19 protein-coding genes and 2 pseudogenes are annotated in these 20,283 nt (G+C 32.9%); 1 reads left to right on the top strand and 20 read right to left on the bottom strand.

What is annotated here, in order from left to right; genetic code table 11:
- Positions 1-719: 719 nt before the first annotated feature.
- The 8 genes and pseudogenes from Q360_RS0106490 to Q360_RS0106520 all read right to left on the bottom strand — a co-directional run bounded on the left by Q360_RS0106490 (position 720) and on the right by Q360_RS0106520 (position 6,401).
- Positions 720-1,721, bottom strand: a complete 1,002-nt coding sequence (locus tag Q360_RS0106490; RefSeq protein WP_027076364.1) for an NADP-dependent oxidoreductase — start codon at positions 1,719-1,721, stop codon at positions 720-722.
- A 96-nt stretch (positions 1,722-1,817) separates the two neighbouring features.
- Positions 1,818-2,783 (bottom strand): annotated as a pseudogene (locus tag Q360_RS27580) (IS30 family transposase).
- A 267-nt stretch (positions 2,784-3,050) separates the two neighbouring features.
- On the bottom strand, positions 3,051-3,809 hold the full coding sequence (locus Q360_RS24555; RefSeq protein WP_027076365.1) for a DUF6090 family protein: 759 nt from the start codon (positions 3,807-3,809) through the stop codon (positions 3,051-3,053).
- Positions 3,810-4,523: 714 nt separating this feature from the next.
- Positions 4,524-4,970 carry a BT0820 family HAD-type phosphatase gene (locus Q360_RS0106500; protein ID WP_027076366.1) on the bottom strand — a complete coding sequence of 149 codons (447 nt, stop codon included), beginning with the start codon at positions 4,968-4,970 and terminating at the stop codon, positions 4,524-4,526.
- Positions 4,967-5,419, bottom strand: a complete 453-nt coding sequence (locus Q360_RS0106505; protein WP_027076367.1) for a hypothetical protein — start codon at positions 5,417-5,419, stop codon at positions 4,967-4,969. The genes Q360_RS0106500 and Q360_RS0106505 overlap by 4 nt, the downstream gene beginning before the upstream one ends.
- Entirely contained in the window at positions 5,412-5,711 is a 300-nt protein-coding gene (locus Q360_RS0106510) for a S26 family signal peptidase (protein ID WP_027076368.1), read from the bottom strand. The genes Q360_RS0106505 and Q360_RS0106510 overlap by 8 nt, the downstream gene beginning before the upstream one ends.
- Entirely contained in the window at positions 5,711-6,205 is a 495-nt protein-coding gene (gene sodN, locus Q360_RS0106515) for a superoxide dismutase, Ni (RefSeq protein ID WP_027076369.1), read from the bottom strand. The genes Q360_RS0106510 and sodN overlap by 1 nt, the downstream gene beginning before the upstream one ends.
- A complete protein-coding gene (locus Q360_RS0106520) occupies positions 6,198-6,401 on the bottom strand; it encodes a hypothetical protein (RefSeq protein ID WP_027076370.1) in 204 nt (67 codons plus the stop codon). Before Q360_RS0106520 ends, sodN begins: the two co-directional genes overlap by 8 nt.
- A gap of 847 nt (positions 6,402-7,248) precedes the next feature.
- Here Q360_RS0106520 and Q360_RS22590 point away from each other — a divergent pair.
- A pseudogene (locus Q360_RS22590) lies at positions 7,249-8,212 on the top strand (IS110 family transposase).
- A gap of 205 nt (positions 8,213-8,417) precedes the next feature.
- Here Q360_RS22590 and Q360_RS26525 read toward each other — a convergent pair.
- The 12 genes from Q360_RS26525 to Q360_RS0106585 form a co-directional block, all read right to left on the bottom strand.
- Positions 8,418-8,822: an isochorismatase family protein gene (locus Q360_RS26525; protein ID WP_245603202.1), complete on the bottom strand. Its 405-nt coding sequence runs from the start codon at positions 8,820-8,822 to the stop codon at positions 8,418-8,420.
- Positions 8,823-8,929: 107 nt separating this feature from the next.
- Complete coding sequence (locus Q360_RS26530) at positions 8,930-9,100, bottom strand: hypothetical protein (protein ID WP_245603203.1); 171 nt, start codon at positions 9,098-9,100, stop codon at positions 8,930-8,932.
- 107 nt (positions 9,101-9,207) lie between these two features.
- Positions 9,208-9,756 (bottom strand): carboxymuconolactone decarboxylase family protein, encoded by a 549-nt coding sequence (locus Q360_RS0106540; RefSeq protein ID WP_027076371.1) that lies wholly within the window; start codon positions 9,754-9,756, stop codon positions 9,208-9,210.
- 99 nt (positions 9,757-9,855) lie between these two features.
- Positions 9,856-10,686: a helix-turn-helix transcriptional regulator gene (locus Q360_RS0106545; RefSeq protein ID WP_027076372.1), complete on the bottom strand. Its 831-nt coding sequence runs from the start codon at positions 10,684-10,686 to the stop codon at positions 9,856-9,858.
- A gap of 129 nt (positions 10,687-10,815) precedes the next feature.
- Positions 10,816-11,427, bottom strand: coding sequence for a DUF998 domain-containing protein (locus Q360_RS22600; protein ID WP_051554601.1), 612 nt, complete (start codon positions 11,425-11,427; stop codon positions 10,816-10,818).
- A gap of 644 nt (positions 11,428-12,071) precedes the next feature.
- Positions 12,072-13,394, bottom strand: a complete 1,323-nt coding sequence (locus Q360_RS0106555) for a DUF885 domain-containing protein (protein WP_027076373.1) — start codon at positions 13,392-13,394, stop codon at positions 12,072-12,074.
- A gap of 70 nt (positions 13,395-13,464) precedes the next feature.
- Positions 13,465-14,259 (bottom strand): helix-turn-helix domain-containing protein, encoded by a 795-nt coding sequence (locus Q360_RS24560; protein ID WP_027076374.1) that lies wholly within the window; start codon positions 14,257-14,259, stop codon positions 13,465-13,467.
- 635 nt (positions 14,260-14,894) lie between these two features.
- The gene (locus Q360_RS26535; protein WP_245603204.1) at positions 14,895-15,179 is read right to left on the bottom strand and encodes a DoxX family protein; all 285 of its coding nucleotides are present in this window, start codon (positions 15,177-15,179) and stop codon (positions 14,895-14,897) included.
- Between the two features lie 188 nt (positions 15,180-15,367).
- Positions 15,368-17,179 carry a serine hydrolase gene (locus Q360_RS24565; protein WP_051554602.1) on the bottom strand — a complete coding sequence of 604 codons (1,812 nt, stop codon included), beginning with the start codon at positions 17,177-17,179 and terminating at the stop codon, positions 15,368-15,370.
- 287 nt (positions 17,180-17,466) lie between these two features.
- Entirely contained in the window at positions 17,467-17,667 is a 201-nt protein-coding gene (locus tag Q360_RS27385) for a DUF4345 family protein (protein WP_027076375.1), read from the bottom strand.
- Between the two features lie 589 nt (positions 17,668-18,256).
- Positions 18,257-18,451, bottom strand: a complete 195-nt coding sequence (locus tag Q360_RS25675; protein ID WP_156950031.1) for a hypothetical protein — start codon at positions 18,449-18,451, stop codon at positions 18,257-18,259.
- Between the two features lie 207 nt (positions 18,452-18,658).
- Positions 18,659-19,966, bottom strand: a complete 1,308-nt coding sequence (locus tag Q360_RS0106585) for an NAD(P)/FAD-dependent oxidoreductase (RefSeq protein ID WP_027076377.1) — start codon at positions 19,964-19,966, stop codon at positions 18,659-18,661.
- Positions 19,967-20,283 lie beyond the last annotated feature (317 nt).

The raw sequence follows: 20,283 nt of genomic DNA on the forward strand, positions 1-20,283 counted from the left end.
AGATTCTATTCCCTTTTGTTGTCCTTCGAGAGACAAGTATTCAAGGCCTTTAAATCGACTTATTATGTCAATCTTTGGTTTTTTCGATTTGGTTGAATGTAGAAGGAGTTCCTTCAAATGAGGTGTTACTTTGTTAAGGAATTCGAAATTATCAAGATGAAAAATTTCTACTCCTAACATTTCTAGGTTGCTAAGTTTAGTCACTACTTCAACACCTGTAGCAGTTTGTAGACAGTCAACGGACAACCTCTTAAGTGAAGGTATTTGCTCTAAGAATGTCAAATCGCATTCGGACGAATAATGACCACAAACTGTAAGAGAAATATACAATCTTTCAGAGAAAACAATTTTTTCAAGTCTATCAATTTCTCTTTGGGATAAAGGGCTTGAGAATTGTATATGCTTAGCAGTTTTAATTGCAACGAACCTCCTTAAGTCTCTTTTATAAATCCTGAAGAGATTTCATATTAGCCTGTAGGTTCACTTACTGCTTTTATTCCCATTGGTTTTAGTTGTGCATAACGGTTTTGTGTATGAAGCCGTAGCGTGTAAAAAGACACTAACTTTTTTGGATAAACACAGAGCCGAATTTTTATATTTTGTTTTTAACTTATCAATTTTAAAAGCCAAATTTAAAATTTGACGGTCTTTACAAATAAGTACAAACCTCTCGATTTGGCACTTATGAGCTATGTTTTATACGTCGTGTTGGCGGTAGTTTATTTTATTTTAATGACTACTTTCCCCTTTGCGCGACCAGATTTTTGATAATGTAAAGCCTCTATTGATTTATCAAAAGGAAATGTTTTATCTATAATTGGCTTGATTAATTCCGACTCCGCCAGCTGTTTTATTTCTTCTAATTGAGTTCTATCTGGTTTCATTAGTATTAGTTTATAGTAGGCGGTCTTTTCTTTTGATTTTTTTGTTATTTCTCTTCTTTTAAGAGAGAGAATCAAACGAATAATAGCACTTAAGTTTAATTCTTTTGCGGTCTCTTTATCGACTTCACCTACAAGACTAACTACCTTTCCTCCCTGCTTTATTACATCAAATGCTTCAAGAGTATAATTCCCTCCGAGGGTATCATAAACTATATCTAGGTCTTTTACAATATCAAGGTAGCTTTCCGTTTTGTAATCAATTACTCTGTCTGCACCTAATTCTTTAACCCAATCAACATTTTTGGTGCTTGTGGTTGTATAAACCAAAGCTCCCTTGCTTTTTGCGTATTGAATAGCAAAAACGCCTATGCCACCAGAACCGGCATGAATTAAAACTTTATCTCCAGATTTTAAAGTTGCCTTATCAAAGGACTGAATAGTTGTTAAACCTACCAAAGGAAGCGAAGATGCCTCATCGAAATCAAGATTTTTAGGTTTTAAACTTACTACGTCAGCATTAACAGCAATATATTCTGCAAAAGTACCTGGAGATTCTGAAGGCACTCTTGAATATACTTCATCGCCTACATTTAGATGATTCACATGAGCACCTTTTTCAACAACAATTCCAGAAACGTCAAAGCCAATTGGAGCAGGAAAAATCAACTTACGGACTTTTTTCAATGCTCCTTCCACGATTTTATAGTCTATGGGATTTACCCCTGCACTATGCACCTCTATAAGAACTTGATTATCGCTAATTATTGGTTTTTCAACTTCTGTAAATTTTAAATTACTTTCAATTTTACCATATCCAGTTATTTGTAATTGTCTCATTATATATCAAACTTAATCTTGGATTGAACGTTGTAACGCAACAAAACGTTTTTGTTGTAACTAAACTATAAATTTTAGTTCATTTTCCATCATTTCTTACGGAGTTTTATATCCTATAATTTTCCTTGGTCTATTGTTCAATTTTTCTTGAATAGTTTGTAGTTTTTTCAGGTCAATTTCATTGAAGTTAGTTCCCTTAGGAAGATATCTTCTTATGAATCCATTTGTATTTTCGTTGGTTCCTCTTTCCCAAGAAGAATAAGGGTGAGCAAAGTATATTTTGATTCTGTATTTTTAGTAATTATTTCGTGTCTTGCCATTTCAATTCCGTTGTCTTATGTTATTAATTTTTTATAAATAGGATTCAATTTATTTACTAGTATACTAAACTGGTTTGCTATCTCCATCGCTTTTTTAGATTTTAATTTAATGATTAAAATGAATCTTGTTTGACGTTCGACAATTGTTCCAATCGTGCTTTTATGGTCTTTGACAAGGACTAAATCACCTTCCCAATGACCAACTTTATTTCTAAGTTCAATATGCTTGGGTTTGTTATCAATACTGACTTGGTTTATAATTTCACTTCCGCTACCACGTTTTTTTTTATCAGGGCTACGTCTTGTTTTTTTCGTATCAGAAGTTTGATTAACTTTTTATTTAAACTTACTTGTGATCTTGTATAAATGTGTCTATAAATGGCTTGGTGTGAAATAGTTATTATTGGATTATTCGGATACAATTCTTTCAGCCTTCCCGAGATTTGTTTTGGAGTCTAATTAGATAAAAGACTTCTATAGACAAAAAATTTAAGCAGGGAATAGGTACTGATTTTATCAAGATTTCTTTTGTTTAAAAAATCTGCATAGCATTCCAATGTGCCAAATCGGCATCGTAAATATCTTCTTTATTTCGCACTCATTTATTCACTTCTCTAGTACTTGTAGAACGCGCTCTTTTTAGTGTTTTAGCAATGCATGTTCTTGACTTTTTTTCATTTAAAAAAGTCTCAATTTGTACTCTTTCTTTACGGGTAAGTCGTCTATGTTTTTTTACTTCCATTTTACAAATCTATAATTTTAGATTTGTTGCGTTAAGTTATTGAATTCAGGAATTATCTTGTTTATTATCGCCAACGGTTTGTGTATGAAACGTAGCGTGTAAAAAGACGCTGACTTTTCGGATTAACACAGAGCCGAATTTTTATATTTTTTTTTAACGTAGCAATCTTAAAAGCTAAATTTAAAAATTTGAAAGTCCTCGTAAATGAGCAAAAACTTCTCGAAAAGCATTTATTAGCTATGTTTTATGCACTTTGTTGTGCTTTCGTTATTTATTTATTTCAGATGTTAAAAGTTCAATTATTTCTTTATTTAATTTAAGACACCTTTCTTGTCTTTCGAGTAAAACAACACTATTAGCGACTTGGTTTTCAATTAAATTTTCGAATTCAACGGATTTGAGCATATTCTCATTATCATTTTCAAAACCAGATTTTGGAAATCCAGTACCTACTATTAATTCATCTGTCGCCATTTCATCCGCTTGCAACCAATTTCCATTTACGTTGATATATCTGATAAGGTCTTTACAAAATTCAAGCGCAAACTGTTCTCTGTCGTTTAGTGTTTCCAAAGTAGGTAACCAAGAAGAAAGTTTATTTCGTAGCAAATCATTACTGATGATACCGAGGTTTCCAGAATTCACGAGTTCCAAAAGAAATCCATTTTGGGGAAAGTATTGAGGAATCCACACTATTCTTTCAATCAAACCATTAATTTCAAAGTCATCTGAAAATTTGTTTCCTGTATGATTTATAGTTTCTAAACTGGCATTTGTGTTCTCCTTAAGTATATTGATGTTTTTTTCCATTTCGGAAAGATTGAATTCAAAATCCAATTTGAGATTATTAATAATTTTTAGCTCTTGTTTTTTTTGTTTTAGGCCATCACTATAATTATTCAATTGTAGTGCAATCAATATTCCTATGACGACCAATATTATTTCGCCAACGGCATAAAGTAGATATTTACTGAATTTGTTTTCAGTCAGCATTTTTTGTCGAATTTTTCTTAAGAATTTTATCATTGGTTAGTGGTTTCTGATAATAAAGCACAACGCCTGAGCTAAAATTAGTTGCGTTGTAAAATTCGATAGGATTCCCCATCGCGCACCTAAAATAGTAAAATCGCCTAGATTTTCGATCGGAAAATCCTGAGTAATTGATTTTAGGTTTTGTTAGAAAAAGTAGTAATAGGTTTGAGTAAGCAAAGGCTCTTTACTCAAAAAATATAAGGATTCGCGTTCTATTCCGCAACGATTTTTAAGATTGACGTCTTCTAAAACCGGATTGAGTAAAGCCTTTTTGTGCAACGATTGAGTAGGAGTGGAGTCCATTTAAGCAAACTTGCTAAAAAATCATTCAGTGCAACGATTTAGCAGGAGCAAGGTCCATCTGCACAAAGTTACTCAGCAATTCGTTTTAACCTCAAAAAAATGAGGACTTACGTCCTTAAGTTGACTAAATATTGGAGTTAGAAAGTTCGATTTGGAGATTTAATTTAGCGTATAAAATTTATATTTTAAGCTATTTTTGCTAATGACAAGGCTACGATTAGTATCCTTTTTCAGACTAATATGTTTTTTAGGACATTGATTATAGGACCTGTTGTAAGTTGTTTTTATTTTAACTTAATCACGATTTAAAGCCAAATTTTAAATTTGGCGGTGTTGCTAAAAGTGATGACCTTTCTATAACCGAGAAGCCCTATTTGCTATATACCATGTTGTAGCCAGTGCTGACTATTTGCGGAGTATTTTGAACCAATTTTTTTTATTCCTTTGGTAGTTTAGGTGAGCAATTTCATTTTGTAGTTCATGATAAAATCCCTTACTCTCTGGATGGAGCATCTGCCAAATTTTATCCCAACCAAGAAAACCGCCTACGTTGCGATCATCTATAAATATATCTGCGTTTATTTTCCTGCTATAATTCCCTTCTTCAGTTTCAGCAGGATAGTTTTTGTTAACCGCGAAAAATTCAACTCCGTTAGCAGAACAGAATTTTACTGCATCTTCCAAACGCTTACCTTCACGGTAAGTCCACAAAATTAAACGGTGACCTTTCTTCTGTAGTTCTTTCATTGTGGCGAAAGCAAAGAGCATTTCCCTACCGATTTTGGGGTAGATGTGCTCTACAATTGTGCCGTCAAAGTCGATTGCTATAATTTTACCTGTTTTTTGAATCAAATGGTGGAAGTAGATTTAACATGTTCTTGAATATTGGCAAATACCGTTTGCTGATCCTGAGGTTCTATCGCATTTTTGTCTGCAAAATGCTTGTATGTTAAGAGGGCTATTTTTAGTTCGTTTTGAATAACAGAATCATCTGCGTGACCTTTAGATAACGATATAAAATAATAGATGACCCTTTTAAGCATCTTTTCACCTTTTTCTATTTCACCCATTTCTTCATAAGTAAAAGCAATATTTTTACATGATATGGAAAATACTTGCATAAATGGTATGCCTTTCTCTATGGCATCAAGTTGATGATTATTCAAGACCTCAGCTCGACATAAAGCTTCTTCATAGCCCATAAGAGCTTCTTTAAGCTTCCGTTCATTGAAAAGTTGATTGGCTGAATTTGTTTTTTCTTTCCAAACAGATTCTATATGCTGCACACACGGCTCACTCATGATAATTTTTTTTTGATTGAATTTTCATAATAACTTTTCCTTCGATCATGTTGAGGTTTACTAAACCGATAGATTGGCTGGTTGTACTTTTGGGATAACTGCCTTGAACGTAGTATCCATTTTCGTTCTTCTGGCATATTTCCTTTATCAAAGAGCCGTAAGCGGGATGTTTAAAAATGATGACATCTCCCTTCCGAAGTTTGACCAGCTTTGGAGTCACAGATACAACATAGTCGCCTTCCAAGTAAGAAGGTGACATGCTATATCCTTTTATTTTTGACAGTTTCAGCATTAAAGTTGGGGATAGACTACCTCTAATGAAGGAGGGTAAGGACAAACGGCTTTTTTGGTAGATACACCTTTGATTTCCCAGAATATTTCGGCAAACCTGTTTACTTTTTCTAGTAATTGTAACGCTGCATCCTTGTTCACTTCCTGTCTTGTCTTAGAACCAAGAAGCATAATGCTGTGAGTTAGCTCATGCAACTCAGGGTACTTTTCAAATTGTGGTGCTTTGAAAAAATCACCCCAGATGATGCGTATTTCATGCTTGACAATGGCCGCGTGACGCTCTTTTTCGGCAATGTATCTATTTACTTCATTGTGCCAATCTACAGAATGCTTTACTTCTTTATGATCGTTGATTAAATCCGTCATACGAACCACAGTTAAACATGCTACAAGTACTTGCCCAGGATCATAGATTCCACAAGGTATATCACAGTGTGCCTGTACTTCTTTTATAGGTATGATTCTTTGTAAAATATTAATTGTTTTATTAAGCATGGTTTCTGTTCTTTTTGAGTTGTTTTTTGATTAGAAATAACGCAGCAACAGTAAGTACTGTGGCCAAGACAGTAATAATTTCAATACTCAAAGAGTCAGTCACGTGAATATGAGGTGTGGATTGATGGCTAGGGTGAGCCATAACAGAACTTACCCCAATTAGAGATAAGCATAATGTACTGTTGATTTTTTTCATAATTATTTGTTTTTAGATTTCAAATTGTTAATTGCTTTTTAGATGTTACTTATTTAGTAAGGTTCCTTCGAAGCTTTACTCATATCTTTTTGCATCAAGTTCTCATTCTTTATTCTCTTTTCGAATTCTCTTTTATGGATTTCGAGATACCTTATTGAATAATCCATTAAATAATAATGTTTACTGCAAATATAGATAAATTTAGTCTAATCTAAATTATTATTTAGTTTAGTCTAAATTATTAATTAGCTAAGTATAAAAAATATAATTAGATGTGTATTATTTCCTGTATAGAAAAAGGAAGTGGTTGAATTTAATACATAAATCTATTATTTGATGAGTTGTAAAACCCTACTGGAACCTTGAATTATCAGAATGAAAACGATTGTACCGATAATCAAATCGGGTCTGTATTTATTGAGGTAATCGCGCAAAATTCCTGCTACAATGACTTGTAAATTGATATAGACTACCTAAAAAAGTAAAAATTGAATGGATTTAATCTCGCATTGGCTACAACGTTTGGTATATGGTTTGTTGCGTGGTTAAGCACCTAATGTAGCAAATGAAAACCGAATAGAAAATCCGCGTGGATTTTCGTAAGTAGGCTAGAGCCAAGCAATTAATTATATACGTCTTAAGTTTGATTCCCTAACTTTTAGGATATACATCAGAAAGAACAAAAGAGAGCATTAATGTTACTGTACACGGTGAAACACTAGACTTCGACAACATGGATAATCCCCTCTCTTTTACTACTTAAACCACGTTCAGTTCTGTGAGACCTAAATCTCGTTTTCAAGTTGTTGAGAGCAGAAGTAGCTGGTTCTTTCATAAATCAATACGTATGAATAGATATAACGAAACTTTCGAAGTCGACATCAGTAAAGATGTCTTTGATGTACATGGTAGTACCGTAGGACACGACCAGTATAAAAATGATGAATCCGGGTTTCGGAAGTTGCTTAAAGCGTTACCGGATACTTCATCGGTGGTTATGGAAGCAACGGGCTATTACCATTATCGTCTTGCACAGTTTCTTTACAAAAATGGGATTACGGTATCGGTTGTGAATCCCTTATCCGTAAAGCGTTTTATACAGATGAAATTGGCCAAGGTGAAAACGGATAAGAGCGATACCAGGGCCATATATGAATATGCTGTACTAAATAAAGTTCCCCTTTACACAGCGCTTACCGATGTTCAGCGTGAATGTTTACAGCTATTAAGATTGTTGGATAGTTACTTAAAGAAACGAACGGCAACCAAGAACAAGAGGCATGGCGAGGAAGTGCTAGGGTTACCATCGAAATTTGTGTATCGCTCTTTAAAACGTAATCGAAAGCAGCTGGATAAAGGGCATTGAAGAGAAGCTCCTATATTTAGTAAAAAAGGACCAACAACAGCAGCTGACCTTGCTTACCAGCATCCTTGGTATCGGAATCAGAACGGCTCTTTTTTTGATTGTTTGCACTGATGGTTTAAAGAAGTTCGAAACGGCATCTCAACTATGCAGTTATGTTGGTATTATCCCAACGATACGGGAATCTGGCAGTCGTGTTCGAGGCCGTAGTAGAATTAGCAAGATTGGTAATAGAAAGCTGAGGAATCTATTGTTCTTATGTTCGTTCAATGCCTGTAAACATAATAAGGCTTGCAAAGAGGTATACGAGCGAATCGTGAACAAGGGCAAGAGTAAAAAGCTGGCCTTGATTGCCGTTTCGAACAAGTTGCTCAAACAAAGCTTTGCTATAGCCAAATCGGGTAGGCCTTACGATGAAACTTACGTTTCTGTATTGCGAGTAAAGTAGTTGAAAATCATCTATAATAAAGCTCAAAAGAATCATTAAAGAGAAGCTGTGGGCCTAAAATAACAGTGTCTTGAATTAATGAAGAAAAGAGTTGTTTTTTACCTCAGTTCTTTGTTGGCTGTTCGTTATATTTTCCGAGGGATTATGATGGATTAAAGCAAAAAAAGTGGGAATTTTATAACTCCCACTTTCATTAAAATAAACTTTATTTTTTATGGTGTTTTTTTAATTCCGTTACGACTTCTTTAGTAGTGAAAAGGTAGCTAGCAATCATTCTGAAATTAACCAGCGCTGCTTCATAACCGTTTAGTCCTGGCAAAATTGCTGCTGCGGTTGCATCTTTTACAACAGAAACATCAAAACCAGATTCTACTAAATCTCTCATATGTGATTCTGTGCAAAGATTAGCCGACATTTCAGCTAAAACTACTTTGCTAAATCCGTGTTTACGTAATTGCAAGGCTAAATCGTTAGACTCTGGACCATACACTTTATGAGGGCTTGTAACAATTAGATTATCTCCATCAATGTATTTCTTATATTTATTTAACCAATCTGCACCAGACCCTTCGAAACCTTCTGTTGCTAAAGGACCTTTTCTATCAAACATTCCAATCTTTTGCCTTAATACTTCTAAAGCAGCTTCAATTTGCCAAGCATGGTCGTGTTTATACTAATAATGTGGTTATACAAATACGGTAATACCTTTTTCTTTAGCTACTTTAAATGGGCTTCAATATTATCTACTGTATTGTTGTCTGTTACACTTTGCCCAACAACTCCCCAAGTTGCTCCATCTGGACTTAAAAAATTATTTTGAGGGTCGGTGATTACAATTACAGTATTTTCATCTACAATAAATCCTAAATCTGGTAATTGGGCAAACATACTTGCTACTAATACAACTACTACTACTACTAATGTTACTGATGTTTTTTCGTTTTATTATAATTTTAAATATTTAGTTGTGATGTATTTAAATACACCATCATTTTTTATGCTTCTATTGTTTCTAATTTTTCAGCCGCTGGAAAATCAATAGCGACTTGAGTTAAGTTATGTAGATAGTTCATTACAACTTTATCTCCTATTGCTAAAGTAACATCAACTAAAGTTCCTTTTGAATAGCCAACGTTAAAAAAGGTTTCAAGTGTTGTGTCATCAACTTTTCCTTTGTTTAAGACAATTACTTTTGTTAATTTAACGAGTGCATCAAATTTTTTATCAGTTGAAAAATAACCTTGCCTTAGTTCTAAGATTTGCTCATCTGTAAAACCATTTATTTTACCAATTGCGGTATGTGCAGATAGGCAATAGTTACACCCGTTTACTTGACTAACCGCTAAGCTTACAATTTCCTTTTCTTTTTTAGAAAGAGATGTTTTAGCATTTTGAAATTGTAAATAATTTCCTAAAGCAGTATCAGAATAAGCAATTGTCGCATAAAGATTGGGTACAAAACCTACCGCCTTTTTTAAGTCATCAAAAATTTCTCTGTTATTTGTAGATACCTCTTCTCTTGTTGGCACATTAAAATTTGTCATAATATTCTGTTTTTAAATTTGTTTATCATTATTGATAGTGCAAAGATGCGAACAGAGTACAATGTTTTATTAGGTAGGTTTTCCCTTAATGTTGGCAATTTATCCCAAAAGAGATTTTTCTCGATATTTTGAAGGAGAAAGACCTTCTTGTTTCTTGAAAAATCGACTAAATGACTGAATGTCATCATAGCCAATTTTAAAAGCGATTTCTTGAATTTGTATGTCAGAATAAAATAGTAAGCGTTTTGCTTCAAGCATTTTACGGTCTTGGATATAACTTAATGGTGTTTTTGTTCCTGTTTTTGAGAAAATATTGGAAATCGTTTTAGGGGCTTTATACAATAAATCTGCATATTCGGCCACAGTATGCTTTGTGTTAAAATGCTGCTCTACCAGAAAATTAAATTCTCTAATAATATCGCTTTCCTTTTTAATTTCCGAAAATTGGTGTTGTTCCTTATATAATCGTGTACTTAATATCAGGTATCGTTTTAACATCATTTGCAACATACCTATTTGTAAGTTGTCTTTAGATTGCATTTCTATTGAAAACATTTTCCAGAGAATTTGAAAATGTTCTATTCCTTCATTTGGAATAGTAATAATTGGTACTTGGGATGCACCAAAAAATAAAATTCCTTTACAACTTACTTCAATATCGTGATCTATGATGCAAAAAAAAGGTCTGTTAAATCTTAAAAACTTAATCTCACCCTTTTTAATCACTTTGATTTTATGAAATTCAGTAAGAAAAATAATTTGATTTTTAGTAAAGTGATAGTTTTCCCCATCAATTACAAACTCATTGTTATCTGTTTGAAACCATAGCACGGTTAAACTACTTGCTTCTGGATTATCGAAAATACCACAATCCAGAATTCCAAGTTCTTTCAGTTCTATAAAATCGTCCGTTTTTCCTTTTATTTTCATTTTATTTAATGACAGCCAACGTTGTTGTGTATGATTAGTTGCGTGTTTTAAGCACTAAAGCTAGTAAACAAATCACAGATAGAAAGTCCGCGATTACTTTCGTAAGTTGGCTAAAACCAGCAATTGATTTTACCCGATGTTGTATGCAGTTTTTTTATTCCTTCCTTTTCTTAAAATCAAATCAAATGAAGTTATTGCATACCAACCAAATACAATTCCGAATATTAATCTATGTGTTATAGGCGTTGACCAAAGTTCAAGTGCAGAAACGATAATTGAAAGTATAAGAACTGTAGTAGTAAAATTAGCTCTTTTTCTAATTCCTTCCCTTAATTGTCGATTATATGCAAGTCTTGATAGTCCTAAAAGCCAAAATGCTAATCCAAGGCAAGTCGAAACAATATGTGCTTTAGACATAGGTGTTCTTGATAATTCCATATCAATTGGTATTGCAATAAAGGCAAATCCTAATCCAGATAATGACAATAGAATTGACAATAATTTGTCATTTAGTAGGTTTCCATAAGTCACACCAAATACAAAAAGTAATATTCCAACAGTAATAAATCCAAACAGATTAAACCATAAAGCATTCGGTTCTCCTTTTGCTCCAAGTTTGCTTACAAAGTCATTTACAAAACTAAAATCAGAATTTGAGAAACCAAAAATCAATAAAGAAGCTATAAATGTTGAAATAGATAAAAGTCCTAATATCCCAATCTCTGTTTCTTTTATTTTCATTCTATATTTTTCAGTTCTTAAATTGCATACAACGCCAAAGCTATGATTAGTGCGGTAGCAGAGAATCAATTTCCATTGCGCCAGAGTTCTTAGCTAAAGCTTTTTATTTTGATTTATTTTTCTCGTTTTAAGCAAAACCTCAAAGATTTTGCGACTTCATAAATTTACACAAACCATTCGTTTTAGCACTTGACCCGCATTAATCATAGGTCTTGTTAGCAAAAGTAGCGATACGTTTGAGTAATCACATTTTGCTTTCGCAGATTGCGCAACGATTAGATATCGATTGAAGTACGATTCCATTTCGATTCGGCAGATTGGTACGTTCTGAATCTTATTTGCGTAAACAGAAGTTTTGAAATTAATAGTCAATTTACTTTATAAGTTATTTCTGCTAACAATAGTATGTAGTAACAAGATACTCTATTTCTTTAAAAGGGGGAAGGTTTATCATACTTCAAAAATCAATGCACCTGCCTTTGTCCAGAATTTTAATACATTATAAATAAGCGAATTGTGGTTATTGGAAAGCTTAAGAAAACATGAGTTTAATTATACAAAGTTCAATGGGGTAAAAATAGTTTTAAATCATCTTTCACGAAGTGCCAATTCTGCTCTCAAATTCAATCCGATGGACTACATTGTTATAACTGCTTTTTCAAAATAGAATAGGGTAGCAAACCTTTCTTTAAAATGTTTCTATGGAACTCTTTAATATTAAAGCCTTCTTCTTTTTGAAGATTGAATTTCCATTGAAGAATCTTATCCGAGCCATATTTATAGGTGATAACCTGTGCAGGCCATCTCTTCATCCTATTAATTTCTCTGTGAGCGATATCATCCTGCCCTTTAATATGCTGTTGCCAAAATGTCAAAGCTTTTTCATCACTCCAACCGTAATAGTTTAAACCAATATCAAGCGTTACCCTTACAGACCGTATGATATCCCATTCCCATTTCCCTAATTCATCATACATGTTTTTATATGCTCCTAATTCGCTTCCCAATTCCTCTATATAAGCTGCCCAACCTTCTCCAACGCCTCTATAACTAAATAATTTTTGAATATTAGTGCGAGATAATGATGCCTGAACTTTTGTTTGATAATGGTGTCCTGGCATTGCTTCATGAATATATAACCAACCTACCTGTCTTTTATTGAATGAATTATGGAAGTAATTATAGTACATTGTGTTATCTCTATAGAAACCTGGCACTTGGGCTAATTTCTTATGAGTGCCTCTTTTTATTTTGACTTCGGGAACCTTATCTAAAAATGGAAACATTTCGGGCAATCTTTTAGATACGGTTTCTTTGATTTGCAAAAAACTATTGTCTACTGCTTCAACTTTTGTATAAAAAAATATAGAATCGTTTATGTGACGGCTGAAAGAAATACTATCCATTCCCGATTTAACTTGTATGGCTTTTATTCTCGATTTAACTTTTTTAATTTCACGTATCCCCAAAGTATATATTTCATCGGGTGTAGTCTCGATATCTACCCATTTTTTTAAAAAATAGATGTACCATTCTTTCCCATTTGGCACATCAAATATTTTACTACTTGAGATATTAGTATCTCTATTTGAGTTTAACCATTCCTTTTCAAGTGAAATCCTTTCTTTGTTCAGTTGAAATTCATACAGCATCAACTCATATTCCAGTACATGTTCTTCCGATAGTTGATTCTTATTGAATTTTAATAAATTTTCTTCTAATGATTCGAATAGTTCTTCTTGAACAAGGACAGAATCTATGGTTTTGATTAATCTAATATTATCAATAAAGGAAAGTTGAATTTGAGGAAGTCTCAATTTTTTATAATCTTTCTCAAATTGCTCAGTGAATGCTTCCCATTCTGTAGATTGCCCTTTTGCTTCGTATTCACATCCAAACAAAAAAGATAAAAACAGGATTAGTATAGTTTGTCTAAAAAAATTATGTCCCTCTATAAGATTGACCATATCCTTCAATTTATAATTAGTTCAATCACAAGAATACGGTAATTACTATTCAATGATTTGTACAATCTTGCTAATTTGTGAATTGTGAAGGGGGTATGGTATAATATTGTTTGAATCTTTTAGAAAAGGAAGCTAAATCTGAATAACCAAGTTGATACGCTATCGAGGTCAAAGAAATACAATCATTTTTTAAGAGTTTTATGGCTTTTTCCATTCGCAGTTGGTTCTGCATTTCCCATGGGGTTGTCTTAAAACAATTTTTGAAGATTCTGGCAAAGTAGTATTTTGATATTCGGGATATACAAGCCAATTTGTCTAACGGTATATCATTAGCATAATTAATATGGATATACTCTTTGGCTATCAGCAGTCTAGAGATTAAAAATTTTTGTGTGTCTGCTTTTTTGGTGGTATGCTTTAGAGCATCTTTAATCGTCAATATTTCTTTCTGGAAATTGATAAGGTGTGTCGAAAAGGAATTGATAACGTTTATCGGATTACCAATGTTATAATCGATTGGGGTATTGAAGGTGTTGTATAAAGATTTACCCAACGCTAACGACATTGCTCCTGAAAATGGTTGGTTATAAATTAAATCATCTTTTAAAAAACAAGTTCCCAATAATTCTGGATTGATGTCCAAACAAAAACCATCGGTTGAAATATTTTCAGTGAACAGCTTATAATTTACTTCTTCTTTTAATAGTATAAATTGACCCTTACTTAAACAAAATTGATTCCCGTTAATTTCATAACATTCTCTTCCCTCAATAACATACTTCAAGGCAATGCCACTAGTCCTTCCTTCATAAGTCAACGAAGAATTAATATGGGAAATATTCATTCTCCCGTAATCGCTATGCATATATTTAGTTCTGTTTATTAACATCTATAAACAAAGATACCCATTTGTACATGATAGCATTAATACCTTTCTATTCAAAAAAACTGACATAATTCAATTATTGCTTGATTATTAATAGTGTCATATGCTACTTGTGTGGTTTATATTTTGATTGCAAAAATTGGCGTGTTTTGAAATCCATCCGTAATAATTGTGTTTGAGCAAAGTTTAGTTGGAATCTGATTTGCCATTAATTTTTGTATTTTGAGAATGAAAAATAGGATGTCGAATTTATTTGATGAGTTATTTTTGCTAACGGTTAGGCTATGATTTCGTTGTAGACAAATCCAATAGGATTATCCGCTATAGAAATCGGTAGTGTTAAATATACTAAACTTTGGTGTGGTTCAAAACCACAATGAATTAAAGCCATTGTTGTGTGCTGGCTTATTTCAATTCATTTGTTATTTTTTTAATAACCTTGGTTTATTACTTTTAATTGCTGTAAAAAACACCCAAACAATAAAGAATACTTGAAGAGGGATTCTAAACCATAAATAGTCGAGACCATTCCCATCCAACTCTCCAGTTTGGTAGTTGATATTCTCCATTGAAGCTTTAATGTTAGCTGGTAGAATTGCAATAAAAAACAGTATTTATATCCAGCCCGATTTAAGTTTTAGTTTCGGAATTAGTAGTCCAAGTCCTAACGTTATCTCAAGTATTCCAGTCAGATAAACCAATTCTCCTTTTAAAGGAATAAAATCAGGAATCATGGCCGTTATGCCTTCTATAAAAACAAAATGTCCAATAGCGGTAAAGGATAACATAATGGCCATAGCGATTCGGCCAGCTAAGTACCATTTAAATTTTTTATTCAATAACTTTATCAAAATCAATCCAATTAAGAATGAAGTGAAAAGAATAATTAGTGGTTTCATTTTTATTTATTTTTTTGCGCGCATACAACGTTTTGTGTATGATTAGTGGCGTGTTTAAGACCTAATTTTACAAATAAAAACTGAATTGAAAATCCGCGAGTATTTTAGTAAGTAGTTGATAACTAGCCATTAATTATACACGTTGTTGCCAGACGTTAAATGTTGGTAACTTACTCAAATATCTATTCTCACTTACTTTTTTGTAATTTCTTAAGCATTTCCGTGGCATTGTTATTTGCAGGATTCAGGCTTAAAGACTTCTTGTAATTTTTTATTGCCAGTTCAGTTTCTCCCATTTTCATGCAAACTTCTGCATAACTATCATATACATTGAAACTATTAGGGTAAAGCATCGAATTCACTTTTAAAACATCATGAGCAATCTTCATATTCGCATCGTTAAAGAAACCATATCCTAAACTATTTAAAGTGTCTTCATTAATGGTTGGATCTTTCGGGTTTTCTTTCATTAATGCTTGATAGGCCTCGAGAGATTCGTTAAAATCACCATCAACGAGCCATTCAATCGGTATTTTTTTATCATCATCGATTCTGGATAATGTAGTAATTAATGCTCCGTCACTTGCGTTAAGTAATACAATATTCATCGTATTAGTTTCTGTATTTGGCTTGAATTGAAAGAGAGCTTCATTTTCTCGTCTAACATAGGTAGTATCTGAAATTTTGACTAGCTCTTTTGGCTCTTGTCCAAGTTCGTTACTGATGAGTTGTTTGTTACTTTGAGACACTTCTATTATTCTATTACCATTTATAAGATATCTGCCACTAATTTCAGCAATTATAGCTGGCTCATTTTCCATTTTAGTGTATACTGGTACATAAGCTTCCCATTGATAAGTAAGAGCAACCGAACGAATAAGCTCCGAAATAAAGTCTGGTTGATTGGCATTCGTTAAAACAACTACGCCATACCCCTTGTCTTTATGTGCAATCATCTGACTTGAAAATCCTTCATTCCAACCCCCATGTTCAAAGTATATTTCGTCATTCTTTTTTTCTATGAATATTCCTAACCCAATAAATTCTTCTACAAATGGCGTGAGCATTTTTGTAGTCATCTCTTTTGACAGTCCTATATCGCTTTCACTCTTTAGGGTCTTTTGTATGTCCACAGCAAACTTTGCTAAGTCTTCTGCAGTGGTCCATAAGCCTGCGGGAGCCATTTCTGGATAGGTATGTCTTTTTCCTTTTACCATAGCGCCATCAGGTAAATAACCCGTTGCTGCCATTTTCAATTGTTCTTTCGTAAGCGGTTGATTGTAGCTGCTATGATTCATTTCTAAAGGATGTAGCACCAATTCATTCATAATGGTAGGAAAGGTTTTACCTTCAACATCTATCATCATTTGCTGTATTATATTATACCCTCCGCCAGAATATCGAAAACTTTCTTCGGGTGTTTTATTTACAAAACTGGGGCCTGAATTGGCGGGAGGTGTGCCATTTAATACTTCAACTAGTGTTGGTACGGGTAAATCTGGACTGTACCCTAAAAAACCATGAACTGTTATTCCTGCCGAATGATTAAGTAGATTTTTTAAAGTAACTTTTTTGTCTCTGGTAAATTCATTGTCTGGTAATTTCCAAGATTTCAAATAAGTGTTAATGTCTTCCTCTAACGCTACCCTTTTTTGTTCTACTAGGGTTAATGCGCCATAAGCAGTTACAGGTTTACTAATAGAAGCTGCTTGAAAAAGTGTGTTTTTGGTAACAGGAGAATCACTTCCTTTTTCCATGACACCATAGGTATTCAACCATTCGATTTCCCCATTATATATTACGGCAATACTCACACCTGGCACTCCATAATACTCCATACGTTCTTGTATAGACCACGTGGAGTCTCTTACAATGTATATTGGCGTTGTAAGACCAGTTTCTACCTTTTTAATCATATCAATAGAAGTATCAGAAGTAGGTGTCTCTTGACACGATTGAAGAAGAATTAGAGCAAATAGAACAAAAAGATTTATTTTCATAATTGTCAATTGTTTATTTAAATGATTGCTATTTGAAGTTTTTCGAATTCACGGTTATTTTGTTATTAATGACAGGCAACGTTTGGTATAAGAAACGTAGTGCAATAAATAAGCACTTTCGTTTCGGTTTATTACTTAGCTGCATATAAATGTTTTGCTTTTCTCTTAAACGCCAAATTTTATATTTAGCGGACTTTATTAATACTCACAGACCTTAAAGTTTAGCACAAACGCACTATGTTTTTTATACAGTGTTACCTGCTGGCTTTTTTTTGCGATTCTATTCATTATACACTATATTTTTTGAGTTGGTAAATCGAATAAATTCCGAGAATAAATTCAACTATTATTCCAAAAATATAACCTCCTGTCGGAAACCCGTCCATTACCATACTCAACGCACGTCCAATTGCAAGAGTCAGCATAAATAATATATTCAGTTCGGCGCACGTTTCCAATATTCTTTTTTCCAAATCTCTGAAATCCATATGATTGAAATTCCAATATATAGGCACATTATAGCTTTCAGCATATTTGAAAGGTCAATTGTGTTGACTTGAATGTTTAATTGCTGAGAGAGAATTGATGGAAAGCCGTAAATTATTCCTGTTGGTAATACAATTGATAAAGAAATCAGAGGATGTAAGTTCTTAAAAGTCCAATTCATTTTACTCGAATTTTTTATATGACTTATATTCTACAGTACCAATTATTCCCATAACCATTAATTCAAGTATAAAATAAATGCATCCCAGTTCGGTAAGTTTTTCAGAGTGCTTAATTATCAGTACGAGGGAAACCAATAAATAAACAAGATTATAAATTATCAATATCCGCAGGAATGTTCGTAATTCGGCAGTGACCAAGCAATTAATTATACCCCGTGTTGTAAGTCGTAGTTTTTTAGTTTCATAATTCAATCCGCAAACTTGCTCAATTTCCGTAATAGTATTTATTTCAGGTTTGAGTGAGCAACTCCTGCGTATTTTTCTAACTCCAATTGCGCAAACGGGCTAAAAAATCTGATATATTTTTATTCAGAGTTTGGGTGAGTTTCAGCGCAATTCATTTAGTAATTTATACGAGACTATTTATGTTTGTTGTTATACGATTCGAAATCAAATTAAGTTCCTCGTGTAAGTCACCAGTATCAAATAAGACAAACGTATCATATTTCAATGAAACTACGGTTTCATTATTTTTGAAAAGCATAGATAATTCCTTTGGGGATTTTTCTCCAGAAGTAGTAAACTCTGTACCGACTTTTCTCAATATTAAGGTTTTACCATCTTCAATGTGTATAAAGTAACCATAACGAATAAAAAAGTTGATACACTTCTCTTTGTTTAGTGATTGATTGAATGTGGTAGTTTTTGATTTCATATTTTAATTAAAGTTTTTATTTTTTGACTAAGTTCTGCCATTACTTACAACGGTTAGTATAAGAAGCGCAGTCACCCCTCAGGGTGGCTATGATTTTTATACTTTGTTGTGGTACGTTTTTTCTCCGTTCAATTGTTTTCTTAAATTATTAGGTTTTATAATCATTCTAAAAGATTGGTCTTTGTAAATATAATATCCTATCCAATTATATAAAGTCCTTATTTTATTTTTAAAATTGACAAGTCCCATTATATGAACGAAAATCCAGATTAACCAAGCAATAAATCCGCTCAGAGAATATTTTTGCTTTGGAAAATCTAATACCGCTTTATTCCTTCCAATAATAGCTAAAGAACCTTTGTCTTTATATACAAAAGGTTTCCATTCTTCTTGACTTTTTAATAAATTATCGGCCAAGTTTTTTGCTTGTTGTATTGCAGGTTGAGCTACCTGTGGATGACCATTAGGATAATTTTTATCACCATCCATTATAGCACAATCTCCCAAAGCATAAATATTCTCAAACAGATGAACCTGATTAAATTGATTTGTTTTTAATCTTTTATTATTTCCAAAACTATTTTTTGGGAAACCTTTAAATACTTTGGCAACAACCCCAGCAGCCCATATTAGATTTTTTGAATTAATTTTATTTCCGTTGGATAATTGGACGGTTTCACCATCAAAATCTTCAACAAAAGTGTCCATTACAAGATTAACACCATATTTAGATAACTTTTTAGAAGCATATTTCTGGGCATTAAGCGACATTGATGACAATACAGTTTTTTGACCATCGATTAAATAAATTTCCCCTGTGTCTTTTTCTTTTAATTCTGGATAATCTTTTATTATTACTGAGGTACTCATTTCTGCTATAATTCCAGAAAGCTCAACACCTGTAGGACCTGCACCTGCAATAACGAAAGTTAGGTATTTTTTTCTTTCTTCTGAGTTCTCAATTCTTGTAGCTAAGTCTAATCGTGTTAAAATGGTATTTCGCAATGATAATGCATCACTTATTGTTTTCATTGGCAAACATTTTTCTTCGATATTTTTATTACCAAAGTAATTTGTTTCTGTACCTGTTGCCATAATTAAAATGTCATATTTTAATTCGCCATTATTTAAAATTATTTTATTCTCATCAGGAACTAATTGTTCAAGTGAACCAAGTCTAAAACGAACATTTTTTAAATTACGTAGAATTTTACGGAAAGGATAACTAATTGATGAAGGTTCCATAAAACCACTAGAAACTTGATATATTAAAGGTGGGAAAAAATTATAGTTATTACTGTCCACTAAAACGATATCGTGTTTTTTTGAATTTCCGAGGCGTTTTATTAACTCTAATCCGGCAAATCCTCCGCCAATAACAATAATTTTTTTGTTCAAATCCATGTTCTTTAGAAAATAGTTTCTTTAATGCACTATAACGCCATAACTTTAGGTAGTGGGGGAGCAGAGCAGTACCCGTCTTCCTCACTTAACACTTAGCTAAAGCAGTTTTTTTGTGTTTATTTTTGTTTTAAATGCCAAATCAAACTTTTTTGGCTAACCTTCTAAAAATACGCAAACCTTTTGATATTGCCCAAACCTCGCATTACGTATAGGTCTTGTTAGCGGCTTTATGTAATCCGAACCAAACGCTAAAAGACAAGCCATCCCTGTATTGCTCGTAGATTTTACCGCTTTTAACATGCAGCGATACACCTAAG

It is taken from the genome of Maribacter antarcticus DSM 21422 (assembly GCF_000621125.1).
Taxonomy (GTDB): Bacteria; Bacteroidota; Bacteroidia; order Flavobacteriales; family Flavobacteriaceae; genus Maribacter; species Maribacter antarcticus.

Excerpts from the sequence above, each read along its gene's own strand:
- Q360_RS0106490 (WP_027076364.1), bottom strand. The coding sequence starts at position 1,721 with ATGAGACAATTACAAATAACTGGATATGGTAAAATTGAAAGTAATTTA.
- Q360_RS24555 (WP_027076365.1), bottom strand. The coding sequence starts at position 3,809 with ATGATAAAATTCTTAAGAAAAATTCGACAAAAAATGCTGACTGAAAAC.
- Q360_RS0106505 (WP_027076367.1), bottom strand. The coding sequence starts at position 5,419 with ATGAGTGAGCCGTGTGTGCAGCATATAGAATCTGTTTGGAAAGAAAAA.
- Q360_RS0106510 (WP_027076368.1), bottom strand. The coding sequence starts at position 5,711 with ATGCTGAAACTGTCAAAAATAAAAGGATATAGCATGTCACCTTCTTAC.
- sodN (WP_027076369.1), bottom strand. The coding sequence starts at position 6,205 with ATGCTTAATAAAACAATTAATATTTTACAAAGAATCATACCTATAAAA.
- Q360_RS0106520 (WP_027076370.1), bottom strand. The coding sequence starts at position 6,401 with ATGAAAAAAATCAACAGTACATTATGCTTATCTCTAATTGGGGTAAGT.
- Q360_RS26525 (WP_245603202.1), bottom strand. The coding sequence starts at position 8,822 with ATGTTTGATAGAAAAGGTCCTTTAGCAACAGAAGGTTTCGAAGGGTCT.
- Q360_RS26530 (WP_245603203.1), bottom strand. The coding sequence starts at position 9,100 with ATGTTTGCCCAATTACCAGATTTAGGATTTATTGTAGATGAAAATACT.
- Q360_RS0106540 (WP_027076371.1), bottom strand. The coding sequence starts at position 9,756 with ATGACAAATTTTAATGTGCCAACAAGAGAAGAGGTATCTACAAATAAC.
- Q360_RS0106545 (WP_027076372.1), bottom strand. The coding sequence starts at position 10,686 with ATGAAAATAAAAGGAAAAACGGACGATTTTATAGAACTGAAAGAACTT.
- Q360_RS22600 (WP_051554601.1), bottom strand. The coding sequence starts at position 11,427 with ATGAAAATAAAAGAAACAGAGATTGGGATATTAGGACTTTTATCTATT.
- Q360_RS0106555 (WP_027076373.1), bottom strand. The coding sequence starts at position 13,394 with ATGGTCAATCTTATAGAGGGACATAATTTTTTTAGACAAACTATACTA.
- Q360_RS24560 (WP_027076374.1), bottom strand. The coding sequence starts at position 14,259 with ATGCATAGCGATTACGGGAGAATGAATATTTCCCATATTAATTCTTCG.
- Q360_RS26535 (WP_245603204.1), bottom strand. The coding sequence starts at position 15,179 with ATGAAACCACTAATTATTCTTTTCACTTCATTCTTAATTGGATTGATT.
- Q360_RS24565 (WP_051554602.1), bottom strand. The coding sequence starts at position 17,179 with ATGAAAATAAATCTTTTTGTTCTATTTGCTCTAATTCTTCTTCAATCG.
- Q360_RS27385 (WP_027076375.1), bottom strand. The coding sequence starts at position 17,667 with ATGGATTTCAGAGATTTGGAAAAAAGAATATTGGAAACGTGCGCCGAA.
- Q360_RS0106585 (WP_027076377.1), bottom strand. The coding sequence starts at position 19,966 with ATGGATTTGAACAAAAAAATTATTGTTATTGGCGGAGGATTTGCCGGA.